Genomic DNA, 19,537 nt, shown 5'->3' with positions numbered 1-19,537 from the left:
CGCGGGCCCGGTGCAGTTCGGCGAGGCGGCGCACCCACGCGTCCGCCGCGTTCAGCGCCTCGCCCCGCACCCGCCGCACGAGCGACGCCGTGTCCGCCGCCGCCGAGTCGACGGCCTCGGCGGCCTGCGCGGTGAGCGAGGTGACCGTCTCGAACTCGTCCAGCACCTGCTCGGCGGTCACCCGGACGTCGGTCAGCGGCGTGCGCAGGTCACCCAGCTCGGCCTCGCCGAGCCAGTGGTAGTGGTCGAACACGCGGGCGCAGGCGGCGATCAGGGCTTCGAACACCGCCGCCGACGGCGCCATTTCGCCGGCCATCCGCGTGATCGAGAGGCAGTCGGAGATCCCGCGGACGAGGTCGGCGTTGCCGACCCGCTCCAGCGGCCCGGTGCCGGCCGGCTGCGCCGCCGCGTAGGTGTCCGACTGGAACGGCGTCCGCCAGACCTGCATCGGGTGCACGCGGCTCGGTTCGTCGGACAGCGCGCGGAACAGGATCATCGTGCCGTCGTCGAACAGCGAGTAGCCGTGGCACGGGATCGGGGTCGCGACCTCCTTGCGGATCACGTTGTACGGCAGCAGGAGCGAGCGTCCCTCGGCCCGCGCGTGGAAGACGTACAGCACGTCTTCGCCGTTGGGCGAACGGATCACGCGCTCGAACTCGAGTCCGTCCACCGTGGTGTCGAACGTCTTCCCGGCGCCCGTGTCGAGGTAGTAGCCGCCGGGGAAGATGATGCCGTGGTCCTCCGGCAGCCGCTGGCACGCCTGCCCGATGCCGTCGAGCCGCGCGACGTCCCGCGTGCGCGTGTTGAACACCAGGTAGCGGTACTCGGTCTCCTTGTACGGCAGCATGCGCAGCAGGATCAGCGGGCCGATCCGCGCGTACGAGACTTCGGCGTCCGCGAGGCTCTGCAGCGGCTCGTCGACCGGCTCGGCGTAGACGCCCTCCCCGGTCTCGGTGTTGTTCTCGACCTTGATCGTCAGCGTGCCGCCGACGGTCTCGACGAACACCTCGTCCTCGATCGAGATGTGCGGGTGCCGGCCGAGGACGTGGTGCTCGCGGGTGGTCTCGACCCACTCGAAATCGTGCGAAGGCGGGAAGACGTGGTCGCGCTCGCCGCGGTTGTCCAGGTAGGACACCGCGCCGTCGGCCGCGACCGCCCACCGCAGCACCCGGATGTCCTCGGTGCGCGGGCCGATCTGGAACACCGCGAGCAGCTTGCCCTCGAGCCGCCGCAGCTGCAGCAGCCGCGCCTGCCGGTAGTACCGGTACAGCTCGCCGAAGTCCCGCCCGAACTGCTCGTCGCGCAGCAGTTCGGGCAGCTCGCCGGCGCTGACGTCGTCGAACCGGAACGCTTCTTCGTCGTGGCTGAAGCGCTGCAGCGAGAAGACGTCGTCGACCGCGGTCTCGGGCTTGAGCCCGATGAAGACGTTGTAGCCGAACAACATCCGCCCGCCGACCGCGACGATGTCCCGCGGCACGCAGTTGTTCGCGGTGCGGATGCGTTCGGTGCCGACCAGCGCGAGCTGCGTGCCGCCGAAGACTTCCAGCCGCCGCGCGTTGAGCTCGTCCGCGCGCTTCGCCAGCTCCGCCGCCTGTGCGGCCAGCCGGGCGCGGAGCACCTCGTAGGTGCCCGCGTCCAGCTCCGGTCCGGCCGCGGTCACTGCTTCGCGGGCACGAGGGTGGCCACCGACGTCTCGGCGAGGCCGAGCCGCTGTGCTGTCACCATCAGCTCACGCAGCTTGTCGCTGTCCGGGCCGCCCGTCTTCAGCTGCTGGGCCAGGAAAGCCGACAGCGTCAGGTTCTTCACGTCCTCGGTGCTCACCGCGCCGATCAGCTTGGCGAGGTCGTCGGTGAAGCTGGCCGACCCGTCGAGGTAGGGCCGCGCGAGCGACTGGACGACGGCGGAGTGCTCCACGAAGCCGTCGACGCTCTTGCCGAGGCCGATCGAGCCGACGATCCGGTCGAAGAACGCGGTTTCCCCGCCGACGATGTCGATGTCGGCCTTCTCCAGGCCGGCGCTGAGCACGACGGCCTGCGCTTCGGCGACGTCCCGCTGCACGTCGAGCGCGGCCAGCCGGATCTCCTTCTCGGCGTCCAGCCGGAGCCGGTACTCCTCGTGCTCCCGGCTCGCGCTGTCGAGCGCGGCCATCGCGGCGGCCTTCTCGGTGAGGCCCTCGGCCTCGCCCTTCAGCTTGTCGCGCAGCGCCTCGGCGACCACAGTCGCCTTTTCGCGCTCGACGATCGCCTCGGCGCGGCCGACCTTCTCCAGCGCGACGGCGTCGCGCTCCCGGACCTGCGCGGCGGCGAGACCGGCGGCGGCCTCCTCGGCCTGGATGCCTTCGGCGAGCCGGATCTTGGCCCGCGTCTCCAGCTCGGCGGCCTGCTGGCGCGCCTCGGCGAGGATCAGCTCTTCCCGCGCCTTGTGCTTCGCGGCCTGCTCGGCGGCCTCGGCGGCCTTGATGTCCTTGACCAGGTTCTCCTGCGCCTCGGCTTCGGCGCGGATGACGAGCGCCTCGCGCGAGCGCTGCGCCTCTTCGAGCACGCGCAGCTTCTTGATGTTCTCTTCCTGCTCGGCCACGGTCTTCTCGACGGCGATCCGCTCGCGGATCACCTCGGCGATCGACCGCTTCTCGCCTTCGAGCTCCTTGTCCTTCGCGATCCGGGACAGCTCGGTCTCGCGCTCGCGGCCGATCACCTCGAGCAGGCGGTCCTTCTCGATCCGCTCGGACTCGATGGCGATGACGCGCTCGCGGTTCTTGCCCGCGACCTCGATCTCGCGCTGCTGGTTCTGCTGCTGGATGCCGAGCTGCTCGTCCGTGCGCAGCTGCGCGGCCTGCGCCTTGAGCCGCTCCTCGGCCTGCACCTTGGCGATCTCGGCTTCTTCGCGCGCCCGCGTGGTCTCGACCTCGCGGCGCTGCTTGATCTCCGCGTCGGACTGGCGCCGCTCCAGTTCGAGGATCGCCTCGCGCGCGTCCACGTCCTGGCGGGTGATCTCCTTCTCCTCGTTGCGGCGGAACTCGTTGGTGCGCACGTGCTCGATCGCCGTCAGCTCGGTGATCTTGCGGATGCCCTGCGCGTCGAGGATGTTCGCCGCGTCGAGCGACGCCATCGGGGTCTGCTCGAGGTAGTCGATCGCGGCGTCTTCGAGGCTGTAGCCGTTCAGGTCGGTGCCGATGACGCGGATGATCTGGTCGCGGAACTCGTTGCGCTGGGTGTAGAGGTCGACGAAGTCGAGCTGCTTGCCGACGGTCTTCAGCGCCTCGGAGAACTTGGCGTTGAACAGTTCCTGCAGCGTCGACTGGTCGCTCGCGCGCTCGGTGCCGATCGCCTGCGCGACCTTCACCACGTCCTCGACGGTCTTGTTGACGCGCACGAAGAACGAAATCCGGATGTCGGCGCGGATGTTGTCGCGGCAGATCAGGCCTTCCTGGCCGGTGCGGGCGATGTCGATCGTCTTCACCGAGATGTCCATGACCTCGGACTTGTGCAGCACGGGCAGCACGATGGCGCCGGTGAAGGTGACGTCGACCTTGCGCACCTTGGAGATGATCAGCGCCTTGCCCTGCGGCACCTTGCGGAACAGCCGGCTCACGACGAACAACAGCACCAGAACGATCAGAACGACGACGGCGATCACCACGCCGGCCCCCAAGCCGATGGCATCCATTCCAGCTCAGTCCTTTTCTGCTTCGAGTTCCAGCGGGCTGACCCAGAAGAACTCGCCCTCGGAGTCGTATTCGTAGATGACCACGCGGCTGCCCGCGTGGAGGTTGCCCGCTCCGGCCAACCGGACCTGGACGATCGCCGACGAGCCGTCGGCGGCGGTGACTTCGGCCTGGCCGAAGTCGTGCGTCACGGTCGACGTGCGGACGACGCAGGGCCGTCCGACGAAGTCCGCCCGCGTCGGCTCGGCCGCGCCGGAGAAGAGCCGGCGCAACGGCACCACGAGCACCCGGGTGGCGAGCGCGCCGAGGACCAGGGCGACCAGCAGGACGGCGACCCCGAGGAGCACCCGCACCGGCGTGGCCGGGTGGACGGCCTCGAGCACCACCGTGCCGGCGAGGCTGAGGAACCAGCTGAACGTGGTGAGCAGCGAGAGGGAGATGGCGAGCGGAACGCCGCCGAACCCGGCGAACAACCCGTCGTCGAAGAGGTGGCCGTGGTCGAGGTCGATGGCGCCGAGCAGGGCCAGCAGCCAGTAGCCGACCACCACGACCAGCAGGAAGCTGAAGAGCACGGCCGGAAAACCCGTTGCCGCGGCGACGAACCCGCTCATCGACGTCGGTTCCTTCCCCCTGGGAGGCTTCGGCGCCGCAAGCCTCGGAGCAGGACTGTAACCCGGCCTGAACAGGGCTTTCGACTACGAATCGGTCACGGCGGACGGTTGTCGCGTTGGGTGGTGCCATGACCGCAGTGTGTCATCGGCCACCGACAAAAAACGGCCCGGCGCCGGTCAGGCCGGTGCCGGGCCGCGGAAACGCTCAGCCCTTGTTCTCGTACACCGGCGTGAGGACGGCGCGCGCCAGAGTGTGCCCGAACATGTTGAAGCCGAGGAACGCCGGCGTCGCGTCCTCCGGCACCTCGAGCTTGTCGACGTCCAGCGCGTGCACCGCGAAGAAGTACCGGTGCGGGCCGTGCCCGGGCGGCGGCGCGGCGCCGAGGAACTGCTTGACCCCGCCGTCGCCCTTCAGCGTCACCGCGCCTTCGGGGAGGCCCGAGCCGTCGCCGGCGCCGGACGCCAGCTCCGTCACCGACGCCGGGACGTTGAACACGGCCCAGTGCCAGAAGCCGCTGCCGGTCGGGGCGTCCGGGTCGTAGCAGGTGATCGCGAAGCTCTTCGTCTCCGCCGGGAAGCCCTCCCACGACAGCTGCGGCGACCGGTCCTCGCCGCCGGCGCCGAAGATGCCGGACAAGTGGGGCGTGGCCAGGGTTTCGCCGTCGGCGACGTCGGTGCTGCGGAGGGTGAACGACGGCACGTCGGGCAGGGATTCGTACGGGCCGGGTGCTTGCGGCATGGATCCTCCTGATCACGGAACTGGAGACTTGCGCCAGGTTAGGCCCCCGGCACCGCCCCCGCGTGTCAGGGACGGATCTCAGGGTTCTTCGGGGGGTTACCCCCATGTACTCGGTCCCACCCCGGCCATAACGTTCTCGATGCAGAGGAAACAACACTGAGGGGACCACGACCATGGCGCGCCCGCTATTGGCTCTGGGTGGCATCGTCCTGATCGGCGTAGGGCTGGCGACCGCGTTCGGCTGGGGCTGGGGATCGGACTTCGAGAACAGCAAGACGCTGTCGGAGACGATTCGCAGCGTGAAGCTGGAAGGCGACTCGGGTTCGGTGAAGATCCGCACCGGCTCGGGGCCGTCGACCGTGCACCAGTCCGTGAACTACCACTGGCGGGGCAAGCCGGGCGACACGTTCTACCGCGTCGACGGCGACCAGCTCGTGCTCACCGACTGCGGGAACAACTGCTCGGTCGACTTCGAGGTCGTCGTGCCGGAAGGGGTGCCGGTCAGCGGCAGGCTGGACTCCGGCGGGCTGGACGTCCGCGGGGTGGCCAGTGTGGACGTTCAGGCCGACTCCGGGCACGCCAAGGTCGAAGACGTGCCGGGCCTGGTGAAGCTGCGGCTGGAAAGCGGCGGCATCGACCTGGAGAACGTCGGCGAGGTCCAGGTGCACGCCAGTTCCGGCAGCATCGAGGGCAAGGGCGTGCGCGGCCCGGTCGACGTGACGTCCGAGAGCGGCAGCGTCGAGTTTTCGCTGGAGCAGGCCAACAACGTGAAGGTGAAGGCCGACAGCGGGAGCGTCGACGTGACCGTGCCGGGCGGGCCCTACCGCGTTGTCGGTGGCAGCGACAGCGGGCACCGCGACATCGGCGTCCCGGCCGACGGGTCCGCGGCGCACACGCTCGACCTCACGACCGACAGCGGCAGCGTCACGGTCCGCGCGGCCTGACTTTTTCCTTACTACGGGGGATTTTCCGATGGGCAAGATCGAACGGCGCGTGCTGGCTGCCGCGCTGCTGGGCGCGGTCGCGATGTTCGGCGTCGTCGGCTTCGCGCGGGGTGAGTCCGCGGCGACGCCGGCGCAGGGGGTGCCGGTCGCCGTGGATTCCCACTATCGAGTGACTTCCTGGGTGGGTACGCCCGCGGAAGTCGTTGTGCGGCAAGGGAACTCCGATTTCTACTTCTCCTCCTGGACCACCCGGCGCTCCTGATCCTGTCGGGGGTCGCTGTTAGGAATGGGGTGCGCCGAAGGACGGCGTGCAGGGGGAGGAAACGCATCATGGATCTGCGCCGGATTTCGGCGGCCGTCGCGGTGGTCGTGCTCATGGCGGTGGTGCCGGCCGTCGCCGAAGCTTCTTCGCTGTCGTGGAGACCTTGTGCCACGCAGCAGGAGCCGACGGCGGAATGCGCGTCGGTCGACGTGCCGATCGACCGCGCACAACCGGAACTGGGGTCGGCGCGGCTGGCGCTGACCCGGTTGCCCGCGCTCGACCGGGCGCACCGCATTGGCTCGCTGCTGGTGAACCCGGGCGGGCCGGGTGGCTCGGGGGTCGGGTTCGTGCAGTTCGGCGGGCTGGCCTCGCCGGATCTCGCCCGGCTGCGGCAGCGGTTCGACGTCGTGGGCTTCGACCCGCGCGGGGACTGGTTCAGCACGCCGCGCATCGCGTGCGGTCCGTCGTTGTGGGATCCGGCGCTGAACCGGTTCCCCGCGTCCCGGCCGGAGTTCGAGGCGCTGGTGGCGCACAACCGCGAGGCGGGCGAGGATTGCCTGGCCCGCACCGGTCCGCTGCTGGCGAACGCGGACACGCGGAGCGCGGCCGAAGACATCGAGGCGATCCGCGTCGCGCTGGGCGAGCCGAAGATCTCGTGGCTGGGCCTGTCGTACGGCACGGAGCTGGGCGCGGTCTACGCGTCGGCGCACCCCGGCCGGGTGCGCACGATGGTTTTGGACGGCGCGGTCGACCACGGCCGGCCGCTGCGGCAGGCGATCCTCGAGGAGGCCGCGGGGACCGAGGACGCGCTGGTCCGGTTCGCGGACTGGTGCCGCGGCTCGGCCGGGTGCGCGTTGCACGGCCGGGACGTCCTCCGGTTCTACGACGACGTCGTTGGCCGGGCGGCGCGTGGCGCGATCTGGTCGAGCGACCTGGGGCGCCACGCGACGGCCGACGAGGTCTCGGCGGGGGTCTACAACCACCTCTACCTCCGGGACGAGTGGCCCGCGCTGGGCAAGGCGCTGGCCGCGGCGGGCGGGGAGTTCCCGGACGCTCGCGGGCTGACCGAGCGCAACCAGTTCCAGTCCCCGATCTACGCGGCCTACCGGGCGATCGGCTGCCACGACTTCCCGTCGCCGTTCACCGGGCCGGTGGACATGGGCGCGACGGCCGGGGTGCTTCGCGCGGTGGCGCCGCACAGCTGGCGGTACTCCGAGTACTGGGACTTCACGAGCGGCTGCACCGGCTGGCCGATCCCGGCGAAGAACCCACCGTGGCCGCACCCAGTCCACGGCGCCCCGCCGATCCTGGTGGTCGGCGGCGCCCACGACCCGGCGACCCCGCTGTCCTGGGCCCGCGGCCTGGCGGCGAGCATCGACGGTTCGGCGCTGCTCACCCGCCTCGACGACGGCCACACGGGCCTGTTCAACTCGGCCTGCGCCCGGGCGGCCGAGGTGGACTACCTGGTGAGCGGGCTCACACCGGGTTCTCGCCGACTCTGCCGCTGAACCCGGGAACAAGAACCGGGGCGGCCTCGTTAGGCTGAGTACGAAGGTTGAGCGCAGTCGACTCAAGTCCGGCTTGACGAGGCACGCGAAGACCAGACTAAACTTGCCAGGGACCCGCTCAAGGCGGGGACGAACGTGCAGGTCACGAACATAGCAGGCTTACACAGGAGGAAAGCACCATGGCGCGAGCGGTCGGCATCGACCTCGGCACGACCAACTCGGTCGTCGCCGTCCTTGAGGGCGGCGAGCCGACGGTCATCGCCAACTCGGAAGGCTCCCGGACCACCCCCTCGATCGTCGCCTTCGCCAAGAACGGCGAAGTGCTGACCGGTCAGCCGGCGAAGAACCAGGCCGTGACGAACGTCGACCGGACGATCCGGTCCGTGAAGCGGCACATCGGCACCGACTGGAAGACCGAGATCGACGGGAAGAACTACACGTCGCAGGAGATCAGCGCCCGGGTGCTGATGAAGCTCAAGCGCGACGCCGAGGCGTACCTTGGCGAGACCATCACCGACGCGGTGATCACCGTCCCGGCGTACTTCGAGGACGCGCAGCGGCAGGCCACCAAGGAGGCCGGGCAGATCGCCGGCCTGAACGTGCTCCGCATCGTCAACGAGCCGACCGCCGCCGCGCTGGCGTACGGCCTGGACAAGGGCGAGAAGGAACAGACCATCCTGGTCTTCGACCTCGGTGGCGGCACGTTCGACGTCTCGCTGCTGGAGATCGGCGAGGGCGTCGTCGAGGTCCGCGCGACCTCCGGTGACAACCACCTCGGTGGTGACGACTGGGACGAGCGCATCGTCAAGTGGCTGGTCGACAAGTTCAAGGCCACGAACGGCATCGACCTGACCAAGGACAAGATGGCGCTGCAGCGCATCCGCGAGGCGGCGGAGAAGGCGAAGATCGAGCTGTCCAGCTCGAACTCGGCCAGCATCAACCTGCCGTACATCACCGTGGACGCGGACAAGAACCCGCTGTTCCTCGACGAGACGCTGTCCCGCGCCGAGTTCCAGAAGATCACCTCGGACCTGCTCGAGCGCACCCGCAACCCGTTCAACAACGTCATCCGGGACGCGGGCATCGCCGTCGGCGACATCGACCACGTCGTGCTCGTCGGTGGTTCCACCCGCATGCCGGCGGTGTCCGAGCTGGTCAAGGAGCTGACCGGCGGCCGCGAGCCGAACAAGGGCGTGAACCCGGACGAGGTCGTCGCGGTCGGCGCGGCGCTGCAGGCCGGTGTGCTCAAGGGTGAGGTCAAGGACGTCCTGCTGCTGGACGTGACCCCGCTGTCGCTGGGCATCGAGACCAAGGGTGGCGTGTTCACCAAGCTCATCGAGCGCAACACCACGATCCCGACCAAGCGCTCGGAGATCTTCTCCACCGCGGACGACAACCAGCCGTCGGTGCAGATCCAGGTGTTCCAGGGTGAGCGCGAGATCGCCGCGCACAACAAGAAGCTCGGCATGTTCGAGCTGACCGGTCTCCCGCCCGCCCCGCGTGGCGTGCCGCAGATCGAGGTCACCTTCGACATCGACGCGAACGGCATCGTGCACGTCCTCGCCAAGGACCTCGGCACGAACAAGGAGCAGTCGATGACGATCACCGGTGGCTCCGCGCTGCCGAAGGACGACATCGAGCGCATGGTCAAGGACGCCGAGGCGCACGCCGAGGAGGACAAGACCCGTCGCGAAGAGGCCGAGACCCGCAACCAGGCCGAGACGCTGGTCTACCAGACCGAGAAGTTCCTCAAGGACAACGACGACAAGCTGCCCGAGGAGCTCAAGGGCAAGGTCAAGTCCGCGATCGACGAGGCCAACGAAGCCCTGAAGGGCACGGACTCGACCAAGATCCGCGAGGCGATCGAGAAGCTGAACACCGCTTCGCAGGAGCTGGGCACCGCGCTGTACGCCAACGCGAACGCCGGTGCGCCGGGCGCCGAAGGTGCCGCGGGGGCGGCCGGGGACGCCGGTGCAGCCGGCGGCCAGGCCAAGGCCGATGACGTGGTGGACGCCGAGATCGTCGAAGAGGACGAGAAGAAGTGACCCATAGCTACGACGAATCCGAGAACCAGGGCCGAGGCCCCGAGGAGCCGGTGGTCGTGCGGGATCGGCGTCGGGTGGACCCCCAGACCGGGCAGGTCCGCCCGCCCGGTCCGGCCCACGCCGCGCCGGAGCCGGAAGAGGAGCCCGTGGAGCACGCGGGCCCCTCGCTCGGCGAGTCCATTGTGGACGAATCGGTGTCCGTGGTCTCCGACGTGGAGAAGGAGCTGGCCGAGCGCACCGCCGACCTCCAGCGCCTGCAGGCGGAGTACGCCAACTACCGCAAGCGGGTCGAGCGCGACCGCGAGGCGGTCGTCCTCGGCGCGAAGGCGTCCGTGGTGAACGACCTGCTGCCGCTGCTCGACGACCTCGAGCGGGCCGAGCAGCACGGTGACCTCACCGGGGCGTTCAAGTCGGTCGGCGACAAGCTGATCGGCGGGCTGCAGCGCGCGGGCCTGGAGTCGTTCGGCGCCGAGGGCGAAGCCTTCGACCCGAGCGTGCACGAGGCCGTGCAGCACAACACCTCGCCGGACGTGGCGGGCCCGACGGTCACCGTGGTCATGCGCCGCGGTTACCGCTTCGGGGACCGCGTACTGCGGGCGGCGCTGGTCGGCGTGACCGACCACGAGCCCGGCGCGGCCCCGGTGGACCCGCCCGTCGGTGGCGAGCTGCCACTCGGCGGCGGAGTCGATGAACAGCAGCAGTAGCGGTATCCGGTTCAAGTGGGAGGAGGAGACGCCCGATGAGCGCACGGGAATGGATCGGTAAGGACTTCTACCGTGAGCTGGGCGTCTCTTCCGACGCCACCTCGGACGAGATCAAGAAGGCCTACCGGAAGCTGGCCAAGGAGAACCACCCCGACGCGAACGCCGGCAACGCGGACGCGGAGCAGAAGTTCAAGGCGGTCTCCGAGGCCTACGGCGTGCTCTCCGACGCGAGCAAGCGCAAGGAGTACGACGAAGCGCGGCGGCTCTTCGGCGGCGGGGGCGGGTTCAACTTCCCCGGCGGCGGTGGCACCGGCAGCTTCGACGTCGGCGACATCTTCGGCCAGGCCGGCGCCAGCCAGCAGGGCGGCTTCGGCGGGCTCGGGGACATCCTCGGCGGGCTGTTCGGCCGTGGCCGCGCTTCGGCGGGTGCGACGGCGAACCGGCCGCAGCGCGGTGCCGACGTCGAGACGGACGTCCGGATCGACTTCACCGAGGCGGTCAAGGGCGCGACCCTGCCGCTGCGGCTGTCGAGCCCGGCGACCTGCTCGACGTGCGGTGGCAACGGCGCGAAGCCGGGCACGTCGCCGCGGACCTGCCCGACCTGTTCAGGGTCGGGGCTGGTCAGCCGCAGCCAGGGTGCCTTCGCGTTCTCGGAGCCGTGCCGCGACTGCCGCGGCCGCGGGACGATCATCGACGACCCGTGCCCCGAGTGCGGCGGCGAAGGCGTCAGCACGCGGACTCGCACGCTGACCGTCCGGATCCCGCCGGGCGTCGACGACGACCAGCGGATCCGGCTGGCCGGTCAGGGCGAGCCGGGCCGGGGTGGCGCGCAGGCGGGCGACCTGTACGTCCGGGTGCACGTGGCCCCGCACGCGCTGTTCGGGCGCAAGGCGCTCGACCTGACGATCACCGTGCCGGTGGACTTCACGGAACTGGCGCTGGGCACCACGATCACGGTGCCGACGCTCGAAGGCAAAGTCTCGCTCAAGGTGCCGCCGGGCACGGCGAGCGGACGGGTGCTGCGCGTGCGCGGCAAGGGCATCGCCAAGCGGGACGGTTCGCAAGGTGATCTGCTCGTCACCCTCCAGGCGGCGATTCCCGCCAAACTGGACGACAAGGCGCGCGAAGCTCTGCAGGCGTACGCCGAAGCGATGGCCGGGCACGACCCCCGGCCCGAGATCACTGAGCTGCTCGAAGGCAGGTGAGTGGGATGTTCGGCGGGATCCCCCAGGAAGGCGACGAAGAGACCCCGGTGTTCGTCATCTCGGTGGCGGCACAGCTCGCCGGGATGCACGCGCAGACGTTGCGCACCTACGACCGGCAGGGCCTGGTCTCGCCGGGCCGCACCTCCGGCGGCGGGCGGCGCTACTCGATGCGGGACATCGCGCTGCTGCGCGAAGTCCAGCGCCTGTCGCAGGAGGACGGCGTCAACCTGGCCGGCATCAAGCGCATCATCGAGCTGGAGAACCAGGTCGACGCGCTGCGGGCCCGGATCACCGAGCTGACCGAAGAACTGGCCGCGGCGTACGTCGCGGGCGAACAGGCCGCGGCGGCGGCGCACGCGTCCTACCGCCGGGACCTGGTACCGCTCAACCAGCAGACGGCGATGGTGGTCTGGCGGCCCAAGCGCCGTTGAACACATGACGCGAGAAGGCCTCCCCGGGCGACCGGGGAGGCCTTCTCGCGTCAGAGCTCCAGCCGTGGCCAGGCCGCCAGGTCCGCCAGCATGCGGCGGTCGTGCGTCGCGACGACCACCGCGGCCGGGGTCGTCAGCAAGGCCTCGGTCAGCTCCTCGACGAGCGTCGCCGACAGGTGGTTGGTCGGCTCGTCGAAGACGAGCACGTCCGGCCGTCCGGCCACCCGCAGTGCGAGGTCCAGCCGGCGTCGCTGCCCCTGCGACATCCGCCCGACCGGGGTGCGCAGTGCTTCGGCGTCCAGGAGACCCATCGCCGAAAACGGGACGCCGGCCCGTTCGTAGAGCCGGCGAGCCGTCAGATCCTCCGGCCAGGCCGGGACTTCCTGGCCGATCAACGCCACGCGCGCGCCGGCCAGGTGCCGCACCGAGCCGGTCGTCGGCGGGAGCGAACCCGCGATGGCCGACAGCAGCGTCGACTTGCCGGCGCCGTTGCCTCCGGTGACGAGCAGCCGGGCGCCGTGGTCGAGGGTCAGCGTAACCGGGCCGTCGAGGCGGCCGTCGACGCTGACGTCCGCCACCCGGACCAAGGCCGCCCCGTTGGGAGCGCCGAGATCGGGCCACCGCAACGACAACGGCGGTTCGGGCACGGTGACGCGGTGGGCTTCCAGCGCGGCCCGTTCCCGGTTCAGCGCCTGGACGACGCCGGGCGCGCGGGTCTGGCGCTGGTGCCGTCCGGTGCCCTTGTCCGGGCGCCAGCCGGTGCTGAGCCGGTCGCGGGCCTGCGCCACCGCGGCGGTCAGCTGCCGGCGTGTGTCCTGCTGTTCCTCGTGCTCCTGCACCCACCGCTCGCGATCGCGGCGGCGCCCGTCCTGCCAGGCGTCGTAGCCGCCGGCGTACCGGCGCGGGCGGCCGTCCTGGCTGGGGTCGAGGTCCAGGAACTCGGTCGCGACGTCCGCCAGCAGCGCCCGGTCGTGGCTGACCAGCGCGACCCCGCCGTCGTGCCCGCGCAGGCGGGCGGTGAGGAACGCCAGTCCGGCGGCGTCGAGGTGGTTGCCGGGCTCGTCGTAGCGCTCTTCGGCGCCTTCGGCCGACCGCGCGAGGTCTTCGGTGGCGACGTCGAGCGCGCGCAGGGCGGCGTGGACGTCCCGCAACGCCTCGGTGGTCAGCGTCCCGACGGTCTCACCGGACCGGAACGGCAGCGCCTGCCGCGCGAGCCCGACGGTGCCGGTCCGGTGGACGGCACCGTGGTCAGGCGCGCGAAGGCCGGCGAGGACGTGCAGCAGCGTGGTCTTGCCACGCCCGTTCTCGCCGACGATCGCCAGCCGCGACCGGGCGGAAACGGTGACGCTGACGTCGTGCAGCACCCGGCGTGAACCCAGGGTGACGCCGACGTTTTCCGCGCGCAGGTGGGCAGGCGAAGGAAAACAGGGGAAGACAAAGGTGGCTCCGCGGCTCAGGAGGGAGCCGGGCAGCACGGAAGCGGCCGCCCGGCGAGGACCGGAACGGCGGGCAGAAAAAAGGGGGTGCGCCGCCGTCAGCGGCGGGTCCGCAATGGGGGCCGGACGCGGCCAAGTGAATAACCGGCGCAACCGCGAGCAGCCCCTCCCGGCTGCCCGCGGTTCCGCGCCGCGGGTCAGGTCTTGAAGTTCAGCAGTTGCTTCACCTCGGCCGTCCGCGACTCGATCACCCGGCGGGCGAGGTCGCGGACCTCGGGGTGCACGCCGCCGGAAGTTCCGTTCTCCGTCTGGGCCAGCTCCACCGCGCCTTGCTGCTGGCCCGTCAGCACGTCGAGGAACTTGCGGGTGAACTCGGGGTCCGGGGCCGACTTCAGGGCGCCCACCAGGTCCGGGGACGTCATCTTCATGCCGCCGTGGCCGGCGTGGGCCCCGGCGGCCATCGACTCCGGCTCGTTCCACGCCCGGAGCCAGCCCTTCATCTGGTCGACCTCGGTCCGCTGCGTCACCTCGATCGCCGCCGAGAGCTCCTTCAGCGACGCCGGAACCGGCCGGTTCGCGGCCAGGCGGACGATCTCGATGCCCTGCTCGTTCTGGGGGATCAGCATCTGCAGGAACATCACGTCGGCCGCGTTGTGCGATGGGGTGGCCGGCGTCGCGCCGCTGCCGCATCCGGTCAGCAGCAGCGCGACGACGGCCAAGACCAGTCTCACTGGCGTTGCCAGAGGGCCGGGGTGTTCGGCGGTTCCCAGCCCGCGATCGCCGTGTGCGACTGGAGGCAGCGGTAGCTCACGCCGTTGTAGGTCACGACGTCGCCCGCCTGGTACGCCGTGCCCGCCGACCAGGTGCCGGTCGACGGCGGGGTCGTCGTCGGGGGCGGGGTCGTGGTGGGCGGCGGAGTCGTGGTCGGGGGCGGCGTGGTGGTGGGCGGCGGCGTGGTGCCCCCGCCGCCGACCTGCAGGTCGACGCAGCTGTAGAACGCGTTGGCCGTGTCCGCGATGTTCCAGATGGCCAGCACCTTGATCCGGCCCGAGTACCCGGCCAGGTTCACCGTGTGCGACAGCGTCGGCGGCGGCTGCTGGTTGTTGCCGCTGAAGACCGCGACGCGCGTGTTGCCGACGTAGTACTCGTAGTTCGTCGTCGAGTGGCGGGCGGTGAACACCCAGTTGAACGTCACCGTGCTGCCGACGGACTTCGCGGGCCACGCCTTCGATTCGTCGTTGAGCTGCGCGAACTGGGACAGCCCGCCGTTGCAGCTGCGCAGCCCCTTCGGGCCTTCGACGCTCTGCGGCTCGTAGATGATCTCGCCGCAGTTCGGGACCTTCCCGGCCGCGCAGTTGGCCTGGCGGCTGGGCGGGTCGGACACGTAACCGTGCGCGCTCGCGGTGGCGGCGGGGAGGACCACGACCAGCACCGGTGCGAGCAGTGCACCGGCCGCGGCCGCGAAGAGCTTTCGTTTCCAGGTCATTTCGGCTCCTCGAGGGGGAACAGCTCTGTTCCGGAGGGAGGACGAACGAGCACATCCGGGGAAGATGTGGTCTAGACCATAAGTCGATTCGGGCACAACGGTCAACGAACTACCGCCGTTCGACGATTTCGCTCCTCCGCTCGGCTCAGTGCGAAGGTCGGGACGGCTGCTGCAGGTGTTCGCCGAAGAAAGACGTCACTCGGCGCCACGCGTCTTCCGACGCTTCGTGGTGGTAGGTGAACCCGACGACCTTGAGCAGCAGGTTCAGCGGCAGCGCGACGTCGACCTTGTTCGCGAACCCGTGGCTCGCGTCCGGGTACTCCTTGACGTCGTGCGGGATCTCGCGCTCGGTCAGTGCCGTCTCGAGCTTCGCCGCCGCGCCGCGCAGCCCGAAGTCCTTCTTGCCGAAGCTGGCGACGACCGGGCAGGCGTCGTCGAGCACCGACAGGTTCTTCGGGAGCTGGCCGTAGTAGGGCGCCGACGCCTCGAACCCGCGCGACGCCGCGACGAGGGCGAAGCCGCCGCCCATGCAGAAGCCGGCGATGCCGATCCGGCCCGTGCAGTCCGGGCGGGCGGCGAGCAGTGCGCGGGACGCCTCGATGTCGTCGAAGCTGCGCCCCTGGTTGGCGAACATGTCCGAGAACACCCGGCGCACGCAGCGGCGCATGCCCCCGCGCGAGTACATGTCCGGGCTGAGCGCCAAGTATCCCTCGGCGGCGAAGCGGTCGGTGATGTTCTTCGTGTCCTGGCTCAGCCCGAACGCGTCGTGGATGAGCACCACGCCGGGGTGCGGCCCGTCGCCGGCGGGCTCCGCCAGGTAGCCGCCGATGGTGCCGTCCGAAACCGGAATCGTCGTCTCCATATAGGCGACGATAGCGCGTTCAATCGAGGGTGAACGGATCGTACGAAATCCGCTCCAGGTCGATGCCCTTGGCGAGCAGCTGGGCGATGGTGGACTGGATCATCGGCGGCGACCCGGAAACGAGGACGTCGTGGTTCTTCCACGAGCCCCGCTGGGTCACCGCGTGCGCGAGCGTGCCGCGGTCGCCGCCGGCCAGCGCGCCTTCTTCGGTGACCGGGGTGACCGTCAGCCATTCGGACGTCGCGGCCAGCCGGCGCAGATCGTTCAAAGCGTACAAATCCTCCGGTCTTCGGCCGCCGAAGAACAGGTGCACCGGTGGGTTCCGCTTCCACCGGGAAAGGTCGTCGAGGATCGCGAGCAACGGCGTGATCCCGGTGCCGCCGCCGATCAGCAGCAGCCCTCGCTTGGTGGTGGTCGGCCGCACGTCGAGCGCGCCCATCGACGGGCCGAGGCGCCAGACGTCGCCCGGTCTCGTGTGGCTGACGATGCTGCCGCTGACCCAGCCGCCGGGCACCGCGCGCACGTGGAACGTCAGCCTGCCGTCGCCGCGCGGCGCGTTCGCCGGCGACAGGTACCGCCAGAACCGCGGCCGCTGCGGCACTTCCACGCTGACGTACCCGCCGGCGCGGTACGGCAGGAGCCCCTCGGTGCGCACCTTCACCAGCGCGACGTCGCGGGCGAGTTTCCGGTGCTCCAGCACGGTCGCCGACCACGCCGCCGGCCCGGTCTCCGCCTGGGCCGCCTCGCGCATGGTCTTGGCGATGAGCCCGTACGCCGCGGTCCACGCCGCTTCGACGTCGGGCGTCCACTTCTCCTTGAGGAACCGCTTGAGCGCCGCGATCAGCGCGAGCCCGACGGCGTCGTAGTGGCGGGAGACGACGGCGAACTTGCGGTGGTCGCGGCCCAGCTGCCCGAGGAAGGTGACCAGCTCGTCGGGTCGGTCGACCATCTGCACGACGTACACGAGCGCGCGCAGCAGCCTGCTCCGCTGGGTCGTCATCGTCACCGGGAACAGATCGCGGCAATCGGGCGCGATCACGAACAACACGCCGTAGAAGTATTGCGCCAGTTCATCGGCTCTCGGCTCGACGGCCGCAAAACTTTCACGAATCAATCGAGCGAGTTCGCGACCTTCCACGGCCGAAACGGGAAGTGCCTCGGGCGCCGTGGAGATCTTCACGGATTCAGCATTCATCGGGAACGGTAATCTCCAGTCGTGCACAGGTAAAAGCGCCGTCCATGCGGCGTCGCTGTCGCGGTACCGCCCCCGAGGGTTCCCGACTCTAGGCGTATTCCCGTGCAGATGCGCGTGATTCCGCGCGGTCCCGCTCGAACGGACCAATTTGGCCACAAGCGGTCAACTCGATCTGGCGGTGCGTGAAAACGAATCAGTCGATCGTGAACGGGTCGTATTGGATCTGGTCCAGCGCGCTGCCCGCCACGAGCATGCGCGACACCGTCGCGCGGATCATCGACGGCGAGCCGGACACGAGGATGTCGTGGCCGGGCCAGGCGCCGTAGCGCGTGATGGCCTCGGCCAGCGTCCCCTGCTCGAACCCGGGGACGTCGCCACCGCGCTCGACCACCGGCGTGACGGTGAGCCACGGGTTGGTGGCCGCGAGCGCGCGCAGTTCTTCGAGGTCGTAGAGGTCCTCGCGGGCCGGGCCGCCGTAGAAGAGGTGTGTCTTCGGGTTCTCGCCCCACAGCGCGAGGTGGTCGAGGATCGCGCGCAGCGGCGCGATGCCGGTCCCGCCGGCGACCATCAGCACGCCCCGTGACGCTTCGCGGTCGACCGTCAGCCTGCCGAGTGGCGGGCCGAGCCGCCAGACGTCGCCGGGCTGGGTGTGGCTGACGATGGCGCGCGAGACCCAGCCGCCGTCGACCGCGCGGACGTGGAACTCGATGCCGCCGTCCTCACGCGGCGCGTTCGCCGGGGAGAGGTAGCGCCACAGCCGCGGCCGCTGCGGCACTTCGACGCTCATGTACTGGCCGGGGTGGTAGGGCACCGGCTGCTCGGGCAGCAGCCGGACGAGGGCGAGGTCCCAGGTCAGCCGCCGGTGCTCGACCACGGTGGCCTGCCACGACGGCGGGTTCTGGTCGGCCGCGGCCGCGTCCTGCATGGCGCGCGCGGCGATCGTGAAGGCTTCGGCCCACGCCCGTTCGACCTCGGGCGTCCACTCCCGGCCGAGGTGGTTCTTGAGCGACGCCAGCAGCGCCGTCCCGACCGCTTCGTAGTGCCGCGGCACCACGCCGAACTTGCGGTGGTCGCGGCCGAGCTGGCGCAGGAAGGGCGCCAGGTCGTCGGGCCGGTCCACCATCTGCACGATGTGCACCAGCGCGCGCACCAGCCTGCCGCGCTGGATCTCCATGTTGATCGGGAAGAAGTCGCGCGTGGTCGGGGCGAGGGTGAACAGCATCCCGTAGAAGAACTGCGAGATGTCCGCGATGTACGGCTCGGACTTGGCCCAGCTGTCCCGGATGAGCTTGACCATCGCGGCGACCGCGGCGGGAGCTTCACGCGAGGTCGACGACCGCGGGAGCGGGCTGACGGAGTCGGCTGTCATGCGCGGGTGTTCACGGGTCGGGGACCGCCTCCCGGGTCCATCGCCACTGCTGCCACCTCGTCACTCAACGTCACCCGAACGCGCCACGCGCACGGCCCGTCCGCAGGGTAGCCGCCGGGCGGCCTTTTGCCCGCATTGTTGCTCCGACCGGGTGTATTTCCCCCGAGCCGCGGGTGGGCGACCTCACCGATCGGATGGTTGCCCAGAGCAAGCGTCCGGCAATAAACTTGTATTGCACAACTAAGGGAGGTGCCGATGGGCTTCGACGACATCGACGACGACGTCCGGGTCGAGCTCATGCGCGAGCTGAAGACCGCTTCCCAGCTCCAGCACGCCTGGATCATGCAAGCCTGGCAGAGCGAGCCGGGGCTGCACCCGGCGGCCGCGATGCTGCTCTCGGACCTGTCGAAGAACGGTGAGGCCAGGCCGTCCGAACTGGCGAAGCGCCGGTTCGTCGACCTGTCCGTGGTGAGCAGGCAGATCGCCCAGCTTTCCGCCGCCGGGCTGGTCGACCGCCGTCCCGCGCCCGAAGACGGCCGGGCGTCTCTGGTGAGCGTCTCGGAAAAGGGCCGGGCCGAACTCGCCCGCTGGCGCGCCAACTACCTCGAATTCATGGAAAAGGCGCTCGGTGGCTGGGACGACGAACGCGTCACCGACCTCACCGAGCGGCTCGCGGGGATGAACGCGGACCTCCGCCGTGCCCTCGGCAGCACCGAATGCCCGGCCGCCCCGGTCAAGTGACGCAGTGCCGCCGGAGTGACACTCGCAGTTGCCTTTCGCGCGCGGGAAAGTCTCCGTTCGGTCCTGACCGGTCGGCGTTTTCCGGGGTTACCTTCGGTGGGTGACGCATAGCCGGGTCGCACTGCTGTGCGCGCTGGGGATCGACAACTTCGGCTCGGGTCTGTTCCTCCCGCTGGCCCTGGTCTACGTGACCCAGGTGGTCGGCGTGCCGCTCGCGATGGCGGGCACGGCGGTCACGCTCGGCACCGTCGGCGGCCTCGTCGTGCCGCCGCTCGCCGGCCGGCTCGTCGACCGCGTCGGGCCGCGCACGGTGGTGATCGGCGCCCAGCTGCTCC

Annotated in this window: 19 protein-coding genes; 9 read left to right on the top strand and 10 right to left on the bottom strand. The window is 70.3% G+C overall.

The features are described 5' to 3' along the window. From G3I65_RS41525 to G3I65_RS41510, 4 genes are all read right to left on the bottom strand, one after another. On the bottom strand, positions 1-1,660 hold a 1,660-nt coding region (locus tag G3I65_RS41525; RefSeq protein ID WP_309235965.1), incomplete at its 3' end, for a DNA repair ATPase. Further along, the gene (locus tag G3I65_RS41520) at positions 1,657-3,666 is read right to left on the bottom strand and encodes a flotillin family protein (protein WP_160700935.1); all 2,010 of its coding nucleotides are present in this window, start codon (positions 3,664-3,666) and stop codon (positions 1,657-1,659) included. The genes G3I65_RS41525 and G3I65_RS41520, both read right to left, overlap by 4 nt. 6 nt (positions 3,667-3,672) lie before the next feature. Beyond that, on the bottom strand, positions 3,673-4,275 hold the full coding sequence (locus G3I65_RS41515) for a hypothetical protein (protein WP_160700934.1): 603 nt from the start codon (positions 4,273-4,275) through the stop codon (positions 3,673-3,675). Between the two features lie 205 nt (positions 4,276-4,480). After that, positions 4,481-5,014, bottom strand: coding sequence for a YbhB/YbcL family Raf kinase inhibitor-like protein (locus tag G3I65_RS41510; protein WP_160700933.1), 534 nt, complete (start codon positions 5,012-5,014; stop codon positions 4,481-4,483). Between the two features lie 173 nt (positions 5,015-5,187). Between G3I65_RS41510 and G3I65_RS41505 the strand changes: the two genes are divergently transcribed. From G3I65_RS41505 to G3I65_RS41475, 7 genes are all read left to right on the top strand, one after another. Beyond that, positions 5,188-5,958 carry a DUF4097 family beta strand repeat-containing protein gene (locus G3I65_RS41505; protein WP_160700932.1) on the top strand — a complete coding sequence of 257 codons (771 nt, stop codon included), beginning with the start codon at positions 5,188-5,190 and terminating at the stop codon, positions 5,956-5,958. A 28-nt stretch (positions 5,959-5,986) separates the two neighbouring features. Beyond that, positions 5,987-6,220 (top strand): hypothetical protein, encoded by a 234-nt coding sequence (locus G3I65_RS41500; protein ID WP_160700931.1) that lies wholly within the window; start codon positions 5,987-5,989, stop codon positions 6,218-6,220. A 68-nt stretch (positions 6,221-6,288) separates the two neighbouring features. Continuing rightward, entirely contained in the window at positions 6,289-7,728 is a 1,440-nt protein-coding gene (locus G3I65_RS41495) for an alpha/beta hydrolase (RefSeq protein WP_160700930.1), read from the top strand. Positions 7,729-7,907: 179 nt separating this feature from the next. Next, complete coding sequence (gene dnaK / locus G3I65_RS41490; RefSeq protein WP_160700929.1) at positions 7,908-9,773, top strand: molecular chaperone DnaK; 1,866 nt, start codon at positions 7,908-7,910, stop codon at positions 9,771-9,773. Further along, positions 9,770-10,477 carry a nucleotide exchange factor GrpE gene (gene grpE / locus G3I65_RS41485; RefSeq protein WP_160700928.1) on the top strand — a complete coding sequence of 236 codons (708 nt, stop codon included), beginning with the start codon at positions 9,770-9,772 and terminating at the stop codon, positions 10,475-10,477. Before dnaK ends, grpE begins: the two co-directional genes overlap by 4 nt. A gap of 35 nt (positions 10,478-10,512) precedes the next feature. Beyond that, complete coding sequence (dnaJ, locus tag G3I65_RS41480) at positions 10,513-11,682, top strand: molecular chaperone DnaJ (protein ID WP_160700927.1); 1,170 nt, start codon at positions 10,513-10,515, stop codon at positions 11,680-11,682. 5 nt (positions 11,683-11,687) lie between these two features. After that, positions 11,688-12,113, top strand: coding sequence for a heat shock protein transcriptional repressor HspR (locus tag G3I65_RS41475; protein WP_125308982.1), 426 nt, complete (start codon positions 11,688-11,690; stop codon positions 12,111-12,113). 50 nt (positions 12,114-12,163) lie between these two features. Here G3I65_RS41475 and G3I65_RS41470 read toward each other — a convergent pair whose 3' ends face one another. The 6 genes from G3I65_RS41470 to G3I65_RS41445 form a co-directional block, all read right to left on the bottom strand. Continuing rightward, complete coding sequence (locus G3I65_RS41470) at positions 12,164-13,570, bottom strand: ATP-binding cassette domain-containing protein (protein WP_160700939.1); 1,407 nt, start codon at positions 13,568-13,570, stop codon at positions 12,164-12,166. A 176-nt stretch (positions 13,571-13,746) separates the two neighbouring features. Further along, positions 13,747-14,280, bottom strand: a complete 534-nt coding sequence (locus tag G3I65_RS41465; RefSeq protein WP_309235963.1) for a DUF305 domain-containing protein — start codon at positions 14,278-14,280, stop codon at positions 13,747-13,749. Then, a complete protein-coding gene (locus G3I65_RS41460; RefSeq protein ID WP_160700926.1) occupies positions 14,277-15,035 on the bottom strand; it encodes a lytic polysaccharide monooxygenase in 759 nt (252 codons plus the stop codon). Before G3I65_RS41460 ends, G3I65_RS41465 begins: the two co-directional genes overlap by 4 nt. A gap of 145 nt (positions 15,036-15,180) precedes the next feature. Further along, entirely contained in the window at positions 15,181-15,897 is a 717-nt protein-coding gene (locus tag G3I65_RS41455; RefSeq protein WP_160700925.1) for a dienelactone hydrolase family protein, read from the bottom strand. 19 nt (positions 15,898-15,916) lie between these two features. After that, entirely contained in the window at positions 15,917-17,092 is a 1,176-nt protein-coding gene (locus tag G3I65_RS41450; protein ID WP_375336763.1) for a globin domain-containing protein, read from the bottom strand. 193 nt (positions 17,093-17,285) lie between these two features. Further along, positions 17,286-18,461, bottom strand: coding sequence for a globin domain-containing protein (locus G3I65_RS41445; protein ID WP_203612656.1), 1,176 nt, complete (start codon positions 18,459-18,461; stop codon positions 17,286-17,288). Between the two features lie 255 nt (positions 18,462-18,716). Here G3I65_RS41445 and G3I65_RS41440 point away from each other — a divergent pair, with 255 nt between their 5' ends. Both G3I65_RS41440 and G3I65_RS41435 read left to right on the top strand, forming a co-directional pair. Then, entirely contained in the window at positions 18,717-19,202 is a 486-nt protein-coding gene (locus G3I65_RS41440) for a MarR family winged helix-turn-helix transcriptional regulator (protein WP_160700924.1), read from the top strand. Positions 19,203-19,302: 100 nt separating this feature from the next. After that, a partial coding sequence (locus G3I65_RS41435; protein WP_160700923.1) for an MFS transporter occupies positions 19,303-19,537 on the top strand: 235 nt, incomplete at its 3' end.

The sequence above is a fragment of the Amycolatopsis sp. SID8362 genome (assembly GCF_010550475.1).
Classification (GTDB): Bacteria; Actinomycetota; Actinomycetes; order Mycobacteriales; family Pseudonocardiaceae; genus Amycolatopsis; species Amycolatopsis eburnea.
Note: the sequence above shows the minus strand (reverse complement) of the source record. Positions and strands in the feature narration are given on the sequence as shown.

Coding starts and splice junctions, on each gene's coding strand:
- G3I65_RS41445 (WP_203612656.1), bottom strand. CDS start 18,461: ATGACAGCCGACTCCGTCAGCCCGCTCCCGCGGTCGTCGACCTCGCGT.
- G3I65_RS41460 (WP_160700926.1), bottom strand. CDS start 15,035: ATGACCTGGAAACGAAAGCTCTTCGCGGCCGCGGCCGGTGCACTGCTC.
- G3I65_RS41440 (WP_160700924.1), top strand. CDS start 18,717: ATGGGCTTCGACGACATCGACGACGACGTCCGGGTCGAGCTCATGCGC.
- G3I65_RS41505 (WP_160700932.1), top strand. CDS start 5,188: ATGGCGCGCCCGCTATTGGCTCTGGGTGGCATCGTCCTGATCGGCGTA.
- G3I65_RS41500 (WP_160700931.1), top strand. CDS start 5,987: ATGGGCAAGATCGAACGGCGCGTGCTGGCTGCCGCGCTGCTGGGCGCG.
- G3I65_RS41515 (WP_160700934.1), bottom strand. CDS start 4,275: ATGAGCGGGTTCGTCGCCGCGGCAACGGGTTTTCCGGCCGTGCTCTTC.
- dnaJ (WP_160700927.1), top strand. CDS start 10,513: ATGAGCGCACGGGAATGGATCGGTAAGGACTTCTACCGTGAGCTGGGC.
- G3I65_RS41475 (WP_125308982.1), top strand. CDS start 11,688: ATGTTCGGCGGGATCCCCCAGGAAGGCGACGAAGAGACCCCGGTGTTC.
- G3I65_RS41510 (WP_160700933.1), bottom strand. CDS start 5,014: ATGCCGCAAGCACCCGGCCCGTACGAATCCCTGCCCGACGTGCCGTCG.
- dnaK (WP_160700929.1), top strand. CDS start 7,908: ATGGCGCGAGCGGTCGGCATCGACCTCGGCACGACCAACTCGGTCGTC.
- G3I65_RS41520 (WP_160700935.1), bottom strand. CDS start 3,666: ATGGATGCCATCGGCTTGGGGGCCGGCGTGGTGATCGCCGTCGTCGTT.
- G3I65_RS41450 (WP_375336763.1), bottom strand. CDS start 17,092: ATGAATGCTGAATCCGTGAAGATCTCCACGGCGCCCGAGGCACTTCCC.
- G3I65_RS41455 (WP_160700925.1), bottom strand. CDS start 15,897: ATGGAGACGACGATTCCGGTTTCGGACGGCACCATCGGCGGCTACCTG.
- G3I65_RS41495 (WP_160700930.1), top strand. CDS start 6,289: ATGGATCTGCGCCGGATTTCGGCGGCCGTCGCGGTGGTCGTGCTCATG.